The following is a 13,278-nucleotide window of genomic DNA, read 5'->3' as shown; positions in this document are numbered from 1 at the left end:
TACAAAAAGGCTTGTCATGACGACAAGCCTTTTTTTTATGTATCAAAAAATCAAACCCAATCAACTAAAAATACAAGATCTTGAAATCATTTGCTTTACATACCCACTACAAACAAATTCTTGCAGACACCATTACGCCTGTAAGTGTGTATTTAAAAATTAGAGATAAATTCCCTAACAGTTTACTGCTTGAGAGTAGCGATTACCATGGTAACGACAATAGCTTTTCCTATATTTGTTGCAATCCCATCGCTTCAATAAAAATAGAAAATGAAACGGTTTACAAGCAGTTCCCTGATGGAACTTTTGAAAAAGCGACAATCGAAGCTAGCACAGATGTACCGTCAATTATTCAAGAATTTTCAGGACAATTCAAATCTGAAAAAAATAATTTTAAATTCATCAACAATGGCTTGTTTGGGTATATTTCGTATGATGCAGTGCGTTATTTTGAAAAAGTAACTATTGCCAAAAAAGAGAATAGCAATACCATTCCCGATATTTATTATGCGGTTTACCAAAATATAATTGCCATCAACCACTTTAAAAATGAAGCTTATATTTTTTGCCACAGCATAAACGGTCACAATAATATTTCAGAAATTGAGCAATTGCTTCAGTCTCGCAATATTGCTTCGTATAAATTCACCAAGGAAGGAGCTGGATTTTCAAACTTAACGGATGCCGAGTTCAAGCATAATGTAGCTTTGGCTAAAAAACATTGCTTCCGCGGAGACGTTTTTCAATTGGTACTTTCACGCCGATTTACGCAAGGGTTTAAAGGAGACGAATTCAATGTATATCGCGCCTTACGCAGCATCAATCCTTCACCTTATTTGTTTTTCTTTGATTATGGCGATTTTAAAATATTTGGGTCGTCGCCCGAAGCGCAAATCATCGTAAAAGATCGTAAGGCTGAAATTCATCCAATAGCGGGAACTTTTAAACGAACTGGCGATGACGAAAAAGATGCTGAATTAGCCAAACAATTATCAGAAGATAAAAAAGAAAATAGCGAACACGTTATGCTTGTTGATTTGGCTCGAAACGATCTCAGTCGACATGGCCACGCAGTAAACGTGGAGCGCTATCGTGAGGTTCAATTTTTCTCGCATGTAATTCATTTGGTGTCAAAAGTAACAGGACATTTGCATGAAAATGCTACAACCATGCAAGTAGTAGCCGATACATTTCCAGCAGGAACCTTGAGTGGTGCTCCAAAACATAGAGCCATGCAACTGATTGAAGAGTACGAAAAAACAAATAGAAATTTTTACGGAGGCGCCATTGGTGTTATGGATTTTGAAGGCAACTTTAATCACGCGATTATGATTCGTACTTTTTTAAGTAAAAATCATCAATTGCATTGCCAAGCAGGCGCAGGAATTGTAGCAGGATCAGATGAAGAAAACGAAATGCAAGAAGTGTACAATAAATTAAGAGCATTAAATACGGCTTTGGATTTGGCGGAGACCATTTAAAAACTAATTTAAAGATTTAATAATTCAAGAATTTAAAGATTGTCAAAAAACAGAATTTTTTACACGAGCCTGAAAAACGAACTGGCGAAGCAATCTTTAAATCTTTCAATTTTTCAATAATAAAAATGAAAAAAATACTAGTCATAGACAATTACGATAGCTTCACTTACAATTTAGTGCACTACCTAGAAGATTTAAATTGCGAAGTTACGGTGTACCGAAACGATGAATTTGAGTTGGACGAAATTGCTTCGTTTGATAAAATTTTACTCTCGCCAGGTCCTGGTATTCCTGACGAAGCTGGTTTACTCAAAGCGGTTATTCAAAAATATGGACCAACAAAAAGTATATTTGGAGTATGCTTAGGGCAACAAGCTATTGGCGAAGTATACGGCGGAACATTAACCAACTTAGATAAAGTCTATCACGGTGTAAGCTCAATTGTGCAAACCACGGTTACTGATGAAGGTTTGTTTGAAGGTTTGGGTAATTCATTTGAAGTAGGACGTTACCATTCGTGGGTTGTCGAAAGCAATTTACCCGAAGTACTTGAGGCCACTTCTGTTGATGAAAACGGACAAATTATGTCTTTGCGACATAAAACTTTTGATGTTCGCGGCGTCCAATTTCATCCCGAAAGCGTTTTGACACCTAATGGCAAAAAGATATTAGAGAATTGGGTGAAAAATTAGTCCTAAGCTCGAAAGACTCTCAACTTTAAGACAGATACAAAAATGAAAAATATATTAAATCGCCTAATTAATCATGAAATACTTTCTAAGCAAGAGGCCAAGGAAGTATTGATTAATATTTCGAACGGAAGTTACAACAGCAGCCAAATCGCTTCTTTCTTGACCGTTTACATGATGCGAAGCATTACCATTGATGAGCTTGCAGGATTTCGCGAAGCCTTGCTAGAATTGTGCATTCGAGTTGACTTGTCTACCTATAATGCTATCGATTTATGCGGAACAGGAGGCGATGGAAAAGATACTTTTAATATTTCAACATTGGCGTCATTTGTGGCTGCGGGTGCTGGTATAAAAGTAGCAAAACACGGTAACTATGGCTTATCATCTGTTTCAGGATCGAGCAATGTCATGGAAAAAATGGGAATTAAGTTCAGTAACGACCCTGAGTTTTTAGAGCGTTCTATCGATCAAGCAGGTATTTGCGTATTGCATGCGCCACTTTTTCACCCTGCCATGAAAAATGTAGGACCAATTAGAAAAGAATTAGCAGTAAAAACCTTTTTTAATATGTTGGGACCGATGGTGAATCCGTCTTTTCCTAAAAATCAATTGGTAGGTGTTTTTAATTTAGAATTAGCTCGAATGTATGCCTATCTCTATCAAAATACCGAGGTAAATTTCACAATTTTGCACTCACTTGATGGCTATGACGAAGTATCGCTAACAGGTGCTACCAAAACCATCAGCAATACAATGGAAGGCATGTTGCACCCTGAAGATTTTGGGGCTAGCCTATTACTTCAAACAGATATTGAAGGCGGAAAAACAATTGACGAATCAGCTCAAATGTTTACTAACATCATTTCAGGCAAAGGTACTGAGGCTCAAAATAATGTAGTTTGTGCCAATGCAGCAATGGCTATTGCAACGGTTACTAAATGCAGTCCTTTAGAAGGATTTCAAATAGCAAAAGAAAGTTTAATATCCGGAAAAGGACTTTTATCTTTGACCAAATTGCAAGAATTGAGTAAATAACAAAAATTTAGGGTTTAAAGTAATTGATTTGAAAAACTTTAAACGTTAAACAAAGAAAACGTTAAACAAATAAGAATGAATATCTTAGATAAAATCATAATCGACAAAAAACGAGAAGTCATTCTCAAAAAAAATATCATTCCTGTTTCGCAGTTAGAATCGTCAGTGTTTTTCAATAAAGAAACCATTTCATTGCGAACTAATTTATTAAACAGCAGTTCCGGAATTATTGCCGAACACAAGCGCAGATCACCATCAAAAGCAGCAATAAATTACGACTTCACTGTAGAAGAAGTAACAAAAGGTTATGAGAATGCGGGTGCTTGCGGAATCTCGGTTTTAACCGATGGGAAATATTTTGGCGGATCGCTTGACGATTTACTTCTAGCAAGAGCAAGCGTAAATGTTCCGCTTTTGCGAAAAGAATTTATTGTTGACGAGTACCAAATTTTAGAAGCCAAAGCACATGGCGCCGACTTAATTTTACTAATCGCTGCAGTTTTAACGCGAGAGGAAATCAAATCATTATCTGAATTTGCTAAGAGTTTAAATCTAGAAGTTTTGCTCGAAGTACACAACCTTGAAGAGTTACACAAATCGATAATGCCTTCCTTAGATCTTATCGGCGTAAACAATCGCAATTTAAAAACATTCGAAGTCAGTTTAGATTTCAGTAAAGAATTAGCATCTCATATTCCGGATGAATTTGTTAGGGTTTCCGAAAGTGGTATTTCATCAGTAGCGGCGATTCAAGAATTAAAACCTTACGGATACAAAGGTTTCTTAATTGGAGAAAACTTCATGAAAACCGATAACGCAGGCGCAGCAGCTACTGAATTCATTCAACAATTAGGTTAAATAAAAAATTACAATAAACACTCTTAAATCGCGCACAATGCACAAACAAGAAATACCAATTACTGCAAAACCTACTGGCTATGCCATGAAAATTTGCGGCATGAAGTACTCTGAAAATATTCTAGAAGTAGCTGCGCTTTTGCCAGATTACATGGGTTTTATTTTTTGGGAACATTCGTCACGGTATTTCACAGGAACTATTCCAACCTTACCAGCATCAATAAAAAAAGTTGGCGTATTTGTAAATGCAAGCGTGATAGAAATACAAGCAAAAGTCAATCAACACGATTTACAAGCCGTACAATTACACGGACACGAATCTGTTGCATTTTGCCAAGAATTAAGAGAAGTTTTGGGTTTTAACATCGAAATTTTTAAAGTCTTCTCCGTCGGGAGTGATTTTGATTTCGAAATAATTAAAGAATTTGAAGACAGTTGCGATTTCTTCTTATTCGATACCAAAGGAAAATTACCGGGAGGCAACGGAACAGTATTCGACTGGAAAATGCTAGAAAATTATCCTTCACAAAAACCATTTTTCTTAAGTGGCGGAATTGGTCTTGATGAAGTAGCACAAGTAAAAGAAATAACAAAAAGCAACTTACCCGTATACGCCTTAGATTTGAATAGTAAATTTGAAATTGAGGCAGGATTAAAAAATAGTAATGCATTAAAGCAGTTTCAGGAACTACTGAGACAATAAACTTTTAAAAAAAATATCATGAGTTACAATGTAAACGAGAAAGGTTATTACGGAGAATTTGGTGGTGCATTTATCCCTGAAATGTTATATCCAAATGTAGAGGAACTACGTCAGAATTATTTAAAAATCACAGCCGAACCTTGTTTTCAAGAGGAGTTTGACAGTTTATTGCGTGAGTATGTAGGTCGCCCTACTCCACTGTACTTTGCCAAAAGATTATCAGAGCAATACAACACCAAAATTTACTTAAAGCGTGAAGATTTATGCCATACTGGTGCACATAAAGTAAACAATACAATCGGTCAAATTTTGTTAGCTAAACGCCTAGGAAAAACCCGCATCATTGCTGAAACTGGTGCAGGACAACACGGTGTAGCCACAGCAACTGTATGTGCATTAATGGGCTTAGAGTGTATTGTGTACATGGGCGAAGTCGACATCAAGCGTCAAGCTCCAAATGTGGCTCGTATGAAAATGTTAGGCGCTACCGTTCGCCCCGCAACTTCAGGATCAAAAACTTTAAAAGATGCTACTAACGAAGCAATCAGAGATTGGATTAACAATCCGCTTGACACTTATTACATCATTGGTTCAGTGGTGGGGCCGCATCCTTACCCTGATATGGTCGCGCGCTTCCAATCGGTTATTTCAAAAGAAATCAAAGCACAATTGCTTGAAAAAGAAGGCCGTGAAAACCCTGATTATGTGGTAGCTTGTGTAGGTGGCGGTAGCAATGCAGCCGGAACGTATTACCACTTTCTTGACGAAAAGGACGTGAACATTATTGCCGTTGAAGCAGCAGGATTAGGCGTTGATTCTGGCGAGAGTGCTGCAACCTCAGCACTAGGTAAAGTGGGTGTAATTCACGGTAGCAAAACTTTGTTAATGCAAACCACCGATGGTCAAATTACAGAGCCTTACAGTATTTCGGCTGGTCTTGATTATCCTGGTGTAGGTCCAATGCATGCGCACTTATTTGCTTCCGGACGTGCACAATTCATTTCAATTACCGATGCGCAAGCAATGGATTGGGGTATCAAATTATCAAAAACCGAAGGATTAATTCCTGCCATCGAGAGCGCTCACGCCTTTGCAGTTTTAGACGAAATGAAATTCAAGCCAGAGGATATTGTAGTCATCAACCTTTCTGGGCGTGGCGACAAAGATTTAAATACATACATTGATTATTTCAACTTATAACATCAGTATATTTGGGGCGTTTCCCGCCGGGTCGGGCTGTACGCTGTATCTTTTTCATGGCAAAAAAAGCCATGAAAAAGGATGCCGCTTCCATCCCTAACGCACACCAATAACCAGAAATCAAACTACTTATGGAATATTTATTCTCCTACGGTACCCTGCAGTCCAAAGAAATTCAGATGCAAGTTTTTAATAAACTTTTAATCGGAACCGAAGACCAGCTTACAGGATACAAACTAAAAGGTTTGCAAATTGAAGAAGAATTTGGAATGGAAGATTATTTTGTAGCCATGCCAAGCGATAATCCCGCTGATGCAATCACCGGAATTGCTTTTGCAGTTACCAGCGATGATCTTATCAAAGCAGATCAATTTGAATCAAACGCTTACAAAAGAATTCAAATCACATTAAAATCAGGCATCACTGCTTGGATTTTTATTGAAAGTTAATAGATAACAGTAATCGCATCAAACACAAAAAATAAATCCTTTAGCTCGATAATACCTTGCTGAAAGACACAAAAAAGTTTACAATGAACAGAATAAACCAGAAATTACAAGAATCAAAAAAAATACTTTCCATCTACTTTTCAGCTGGCTACCCAAGTTTAAATGATACCGTTCAAATCATTGAAGATTTAGAAAAAAATGGTGTCGATATGATCGAAATTGGTTTGCCATTTAGTGATCCTTTGGCTGACGGACCAACCATTCAAGAAAGTTCTACGCAGGCCTTACACAACGGTATGACCACGCAGGTCTTATTTGATCAACTAAAAGACATCCGTAAAACCGTTTCTATTCCGTTAATAATTATGGGATATTTTAACCCAATGTTGCAATATGGAATCGAAGAATTTTGCAAACAGTGCGCAGCTATTGGCATTGACGGACTCATTATTCCAGACTTACCCGTTGACGTTTATGCTGATTCCTATCAATCTACTTTTGAAAAATACGGTTTAAAAAACATTTTCCTAATCACTCCTCAAACTTCTGAAGCGCGCATTCAATTTATCGATAGTGTTTCTGACGGATTCATTTATATGGTAAGCTCGGCTAGTGTTACCGGCTCACAAACCGGATTTGGAACCTCGCAAGAATCCTACTTTGAACGCATTGCCAATATGAATTTGAAAAACCCGCAAGTAGTAGGTTTTGGTATCAATAATGCAGCTACTTTTCAACAAGCCACACAGTACGCAAAAGGAGCTATTATTGGAAGTGCATTCATCAAACATCTCACGGAACAAGGAACAGGAACCATTGCAGAATTTGTAAAAACGATTCGCTAAGCATTTCCACAAACAATTTCACAAATACAGATCAGCCTCTACCAAGAGGCTTTTTTTTATAAGATTAATAAAAAAACGAAGGCGCAAGAATGATTTCAACCACATACATTCAGTAGTAATTTCTTTTCCCCACAGCTCATTTTTCGTCAAAAACCACAAGAAATTGTCAATCTTTTTTTGCAATTTAGCAACAAATATATTTTATACTTTAAAACACCAAAAATGAATTCATTTACCAAAGAATTATCCTTTAGATGGTCTGATCTTGATCCTAATTTTCATGTTCGCCATAGTGCTTATTATGATTTTGGTGCACAACATCGAATTGAAATTTTAGAAAGCTTGGGGTTGACTATGAGAGTCATGCAAGCGCAAGGTTTTGGTCCTATTTTATTTAGAGAAGAATGCGTATTCAGAAAAGAAATCAAACTTTCGGATCGCATTGTCATGCATACCAAAACCTCAAAAGTTAATGAAGATGGCTCCCGCTGGTCTATCATTCACGAATTCAAAAACGAGCAAGATCAAGTGTGCGCAACCATAACCGTTGATGGCGCTTGGATGGATGTAAAACTGCGTAAACTGGCCTCTCCTACTCCAGAATTGGCTATGCAAGCTTTGAGTATTTTTCCTAAAAGCGATAATTTCTCAACAAAATAATTCAAATTATAACGCTCTCTTTTAAACCTATTTTAAAGGAAACAAGGTTTGCGTACCTACAAAACTAGGAGGATTATTATAAAATTTTCCTAGTTTTTTATTGACCTTCTTATTCAGTCTATTTTCAAAAAACATTTCGGTGCTTCTAGTTAAAAGCCTCTCAAAACTAATTTCTTATTAAAAATATTTTTGTTCAAATTTTAAAGTAAAAACTAATGCTTTGGCGAAAAGAGAAATTATACAATTTTAAACAAAAGTTTTATAAGCAATTGTAAGGCAAATTAGCGACCTTTGTAACAATTGAGTTCTCATCAGGACTGCAAAATTGCAACTAATAGTTGGTTTAAATTTAAATTGCTACGTTTGAAAAAATACTTACAAAAAAGTTTAAAAATCGCATTATGGATTTTGGGTGGTTTATTTACCCTTTTTCTACTGCTTTTGATTGTCATTCAAATTCCTTCTGTTCAGCTTTATGCCAAAGACAAAGCCGTAGTTTATTTGCAAGACAAAATTAAAACGAAAGTAAAAATTGAGCATCTCTCAATTGGTTTTCCCAAAAATGTAATCTTGCAAGGCGTTTACTTTGAAGACCAAAAAAAAGATACCCTTTTAGCTGGCGAAAAACTTGCGGTTGATATCAGTATGTTTCAATTGTTACGCAATAAAGTCGAAATTAATAGTATCGCACTCGAAGGAATCACAGCTAATATTTCTAGGTCAAAAAATGGCGTATTTAACTTTGATTATATTACTCAAGCATTTGCATCACCTCCAAAAAAAGAAGATAAAAATAGCACACCAATGACATTTTCGGTGGAGTCTATTGCGCTTGACCGTATTCAATTGCGCTACAAAGATGCGTCTGCCAACAATGAACTAAATACCAAAATCAATCATTTTCAAACGACCATCAAAAAGTTTGATTTGGAAAAGATGGATTTTGACGTTCCAAAAATTAAAATAAATGGGTTAGCAGTTCTTTACAAACAAGGGAAATCAGCTCCTAGCAATACAAAAATTGATGCTAACAATTCGAATCCAGCAACGCCTTTGCAATTAAAACTAGGCGTATTGGATTTTGGTAAAATTAAAGTAGCGTATGCGGATGAAAACAACAAAATCAATACTCAATTTTACTTTAAAAAACTGCTCGCAACAATTGATAAATTTGACCTCAACAACCAATTTGCAATTCTTGAAAGCGTTGAATTAACCGGAGTTGAAGGAGAATTAGCCCTGGATAAAAATACCACACAAAAAGTAGAAAAAGTTCAAGAAGTAGCTGCAACAACGGGTTGGGAAATCAAAATAAAGAAAACAGCTTTGCAGCGCATTGATTTTAAATTTAATAACAATAACGCGGCTCATGTTGCAAAAGGCATTGATTACAACCACTTGCACTTGCGCAACTTTAATATGGATTTAGAATCTTTAAACTACAATCCAGAAAACATTTCAGGAGACCTTACCAAACTTACAATTAAAGATAAAAGTGGTTTAAACATTCAATCTTTGAAAGGAAACTTCTTTTATGGAAAAAAGAATTCATTTATCAAAAATCTCTATCTAAAAACCCCAACTACTGAGCTTCGCGATGAAATTCAAGTTGGCTATCCTTCGCTTGAAGCACTATCTAAAAATCTGGGAGATTTAAGTGTCATCGCGCGTCTTAAAAAGAGTCGTTTGGGTGCTCAAGATATTTTGATTTTAGCACCTGCATTAGCCAGTAATCCACCGTTTAAAACCAATCCCAAAGCTATTATCTTGATTGATGGTGCCGTAAAAGGAAAACTTAAAAATTTGGTAATTCCCTCACTTGAGGTTAGCGGAATTGGCAGTACCAAATTAGCTGCAAGTGGTATAGTAAAAGGCTTACCAGACATGGAAAAAGCGGTTTTCGACTTGAAGATTAAAGAGTTTAAAACAACAGCAAAAGATATTTATTCGTTTGCTCCAAAAGGCATAATTCCAAATACGATTCAACTCCCGGCACTATTGAGCTTAAATGGTACTTTTAAAGGAACAATTCAGTCTTTCAAAACAATGCTCAATTTAAATAGCAGCATGGGAATCGCAAAAGTAAATGCTAGTTTGGATCAAAGAAGAAAAAACGCGGAACAGTACCAAGCGCAAGCTACCTTTGTAAATTTTGACTTAGGGAAACTACTAAAAAACGATTCTATTGGTAAAATAAGTGCTACTGCCAATGTAAAAGGAACTGGTTTTAATCCAAAAACTGCAACAGCGGCATTAAATGCCAATGTTGTAAAAGCATATTTTAATAAATACAATTACAAAAACATTGCTTTAAAAGGCGCTATCAAAAAAGGATTATTTCAAGCAACTGCCACGGCAAAAGATCCTAATTTGAATTTCACCATGTTGAGCTCGGGAAGTTTTAGAGACAAATATCCAACTGGGAAAATCAAGCTCAATATGGATATTGCCGATCTTGAAAAATTAAATCTGCATGCAGGTCCTTTAAAACTAAGAGGCTTTGTAGATGCTGATATCCAGTCGGCAAATTTAGATTTTCTGAACGGAACAATTGTGGCACAAAATATTGAAATTACAAATGCAAAAGAGCAATTTGTAATTGATTCTATTCAAGTTACAGCAAAATCTACAGCGCAAAGCAATGTTATAGAATTGAAAGCACCATTTATGAATGCTGCTGTAAATGGACGTTTTTCGTTATCACAATTAGGAACAGCTTTATCCCAATCAATCGCTGCTTACTACACTACAAATCCTGTTCAAAAGAAAAAAAATACAGCACCACAGAACTTTGATTTTAAAGTAGCCCTACTAGATCATCCTATCTTATTTCAATTGCTACCAGATCTTAAAAGTCTAGAGCCAATTGCATTATCAGGTCGATACAATTCGGTTAACGATACAATTATAATGCAAGGAACCGTTCCAAAAATGGTATATGCAGGTGTAACCGTTACTAATGCTGCTCTAAAGGTTGACACCCAAAATCAAGCTTTAGTGTATGAGTTTTTGGTGGATGACATCCAAAACAGCGCTTTAGAATTGCCTCATACAGAATTGAAAGGCAGTGTGAAAAATAATACTGTCGAATACCTATTACAATTAAAAGATAAGAAAGATAAAGAACGCTACCTTTTGACAGGAGAATTAGTTGCTATAAATGGTAATCAAGAACTGTCTCTCGATAGTAATCGTTTCGTTTTGAATTACGAACCTTGGGAAATTGCCAACCGTAATCGCATTCGTTTTGGTAAAAAAGGACTATTGATTACCGATTTTAACTTGAATAAAAACGGAAGCGGGATACAAATTCAATCGGAACCAAATACCGAAAATGCACCTTTGCAACTAGAATTTAATGATTTTGACATCAGTACAATTACAAGTTTTGTTGAGAAAAACGACTTGCAATTGAGCGGTAAAATTAATGGTTCAGCAAAGGTTACAATCAACACACCAAGTCCACTTTTTACTTCTGATTTGGATGTTCAGAATCTAACCTTTAAAAAAGATACCGTTGGTAACCTGCAAATTAAAATTGATAACGCAATAGCCAATCAATATAACGCCAATATTGAAATAAGTGGTCAAGAGAATCAAGCGGAATTGAAGGGAATATACAATGCCCTAAACAGTACTTTTGACTTGAATATCGATCTAAAAGCGTTACAATTAAAAAGTATTCAAGGCTTTACATTAGGTAATTTAACTGAAAGCAATGGCTTTCTATCGGGTCAATTGAATCTAAAAGGAAACACCTCACAACCTGAACTTTTAGGAGAAGTACAATTTAACTCTGTTGGTTTTACAGTGAAACCCTTGAACGCTAAGTTTCAAAAAATCAATGATAAAATTACTTTCACACCCAATACTGTTGTACTGAATCGCTTTACAATCAAAGATGAAAAAGAGAATGACCTTATTATTGACGGCAAAATAGACATTAGCAACCTCACTAATATGGGATTTGATTTAGCCATCGATGCTAAAAACTTTAAAGCTGTCAACTCGAAAGCCAAAGATAACGATTTGTATTATGGTGAATTGTATCTTGACAACCAATTACAAATTAGCGGAACATTAGACAGCCCGCAAATTGAAGGGACAGTTAAAATTAACAAAGACACCAAATTTAACATTGTTTTACCACAATCAGACCCATCGATCGCCGACCGCGAAGGCATTGTTGAATTTATTGATCAGGACAAACCAAAAGCTGCAACAGCAATCGCACTACAAGAATTTAGCAGCAGCACTGAGGTAAAAGGAATTAACGCATCGGTAAATATCGAGGTTGATAAAGACGCTGAACTTTCAATTATTATCGATAAAGCAAACGGTGATTTCTTAAAACTTAAAGGTGAGGCACAATTAAACGGCGGTATTGATCCATCAGGAAAAACCAGTTTAACGGGCCGCTACGAACTTTCTGAAGGAAGTTATGAAATGAATTTTAACGCCATCAAAAGGAAATTCGATATCAAATCAGGAAGCTATATTTTATGGACAGGCGAGCCAACAACAGCTGATATTAACATCACTGCAGTATACAAAACTGAGGCCGCTCCTATTGATTTGGTTAATGATCAATTGGGCGATGTAAGTGCATCAGTTCGCAACACCTACAAAGAGAAAATTCCGTTTGAAACCGAGCTTAAAATGAATGGCGAATTGCTACAACCAACTATCTCTTTTGATATTGTTTTGCCAGATGGCAATAATAATGTGGCTACCGAAATTATCAATTCGACTCAAGCCAAATTAGCACAGATTAGAACGCAGCAGGACGAATTGAATAAGCAAGTTTTTGCGCTTTTGCTTTTGAATCGTTTCATTGGTGAAAATCCATTTGCCAGCGAAAATGGCGGCACCTCAGTTTCGGCTTTGGCTAGAGAGAGTGCTAGTAAACTTTTATCGCAACAATTGAACAATTTAGCAGGCGATTTAATTCAAGGTGTTGAACTCAACTTTGACTTAAATACTTCCGAAGATTTCACCACCGGCCAGCGTGAAAACAAAACCGATTTAAGTGTAGGGATTTCGAAAAAATTGTTAAACGACCGTTTAAAAGTAACAGTTGGAAGTAGTTTTGGCCTCGAAGGATCTCAGCAAGCCAACCAAAACGCAAGCAATATTGCAGGTGACGTAGCTCTTGATTATCAGATATCAAAAGATGGAAGATACAAAGCGCGCGCCTATCGAGTAAACAAATACCAAGTAGCACTGCAGGGTGAAGTCATTGAAACTGGTGTTTCATTTGTAATTACGATGGATTACAATAAATTCAGCGAATTGTTTAAAAAGAGTCAAGCACCAAAAGAAAAATCAAAAAAAGCAACACCAAAAAAATAACAA

At 36.2% G+C, this 13,278-nt stretch carries 10 protein-coding genes; all 10 read left to right on the top strand.

The window, feature by feature from the left end; translation table 11 throughout:
- Positions 1-80 precede the first annotated feature (80 nt).
- The 10 genes from L1S34_RS11465 to L1S34_RS11420 all read left to right on the top strand — a co-directional run bounded on the left by L1S34_RS11465 (position 81) and on the right by L1S34_RS11420 (position 13,275).
- Positions 81-1,481, top strand: a complete 1,401-nt coding sequence (locus L1S34_RS11465; protein WP_236364132.1) for an anthranilate synthase component I family protein — start codon at positions 81-83, stop codon at positions 1,479-1,481.
- A gap of 125 nt (positions 1,482-1,606) precedes the next feature.
- The gene (locus L1S34_RS11460) at positions 1,607-2,173 is read left to right on the top strand and encodes an anthranilate synthase component II (protein ID WP_236364131.1); all 567 of its coding nucleotides are present in this window, start codon (positions 1,607-1,609) and stop codon (positions 2,171-2,173) included.
- Positions 2,174-2,215: 42 nt separating this feature from the next.
- Complete coding sequence (gene trpD / locus L1S34_RS11455; RefSeq protein WP_236364130.1) at positions 2,216-3,208, top strand: anthranilate phosphoribosyltransferase; 993 nt, start codon at positions 2,216-2,218, stop codon at positions 3,206-3,208.
- A gap of 75 nt (positions 3,209-3,283) precedes the next feature.
- Complete coding sequence (trpC, locus tag L1S34_RS11450) at positions 3,284-4,066, top strand: indole-3-glycerol phosphate synthase TrpC (protein ID WP_236364129.1); 783 nt, start codon at positions 3,284-3,286, stop codon at positions 4,064-4,066.
- Positions 4,067-4,103: 37 nt separating this feature from the next.
- Positions 4,104-4,769 carry a phosphoribosylanthranilate isomerase gene (locus L1S34_RS11445; protein ID WP_236364128.1) on the top strand — a complete coding sequence of 222 codons (666 nt, stop codon included), beginning with the start codon at positions 4,104-4,106 and terminating at the stop codon, positions 4,767-4,769.
- A gap of 18 nt (positions 4,770-4,787) precedes the next feature.
- A complete protein-coding gene (gene trpB, locus L1S34_RS11440; RefSeq protein ID WP_236364127.1) occupies positions 4,788-5,969 on the top strand; it encodes a tryptophan synthase subunit beta in 1,182 nt (393 codons plus the stop codon).
- A gap of 131 nt (positions 5,970-6,100) precedes the next feature.
- On the top strand, positions 6,101-6,418 hold the full coding sequence (locus tag L1S34_RS11435; protein WP_236364126.1) for a gamma-glutamylcyclotransferase family protein: 318 nt from the start codon (positions 6,101-6,103) through the stop codon (positions 6,416-6,418).
- A gap of 83 nt (positions 6,419-6,501) precedes the next feature.
- Positions 6,502-7,263 (top strand): tryptophan synthase subunit alpha, encoded by a 762-nt coding sequence (gene trpA / locus L1S34_RS11430; RefSeq protein ID WP_236364125.1) that lies wholly within the window; start codon positions 6,502-6,504, stop codon positions 7,261-7,263.
- A 222-nt stretch (positions 7,264-7,485) separates the two neighbouring features.
- Positions 7,486-7,923 (top strand): acyl-CoA thioesterase, encoded by a 438-nt coding sequence (locus L1S34_RS11425; protein WP_166133634.1) that lies wholly within the window; start codon positions 7,486-7,488, stop codon positions 7,921-7,923.
- A 363-nt stretch (positions 7,924-8,286) separates the two neighbouring features.
- A complete protein-coding gene (locus tag L1S34_RS11420) occupies positions 8,287-13,275 on the top strand; it encodes a translocation/assembly module TamB domain-containing protein (protein WP_236364124.1) in 4,989 nt (1,662 codons plus the stop codon).
- Positions 13,276-13,278: the final 3 nt, after the last annotated feature.

It is taken from the genome of Flavobacterium sp. K77 (assembly GCF_021608205.1).
Taxonomy (GTDB): Bacteria; Bacteroidota; Bacteroidia; order Flavobacteriales; family Flavobacteriaceae; genus Flavobacterium; species Flavobacterium turcicum.
The sequence above is the reverse complement of the archived record's forward strand: the minus strand, read 5'-3'. Positions and strand labels throughout refer to the sequence as shown.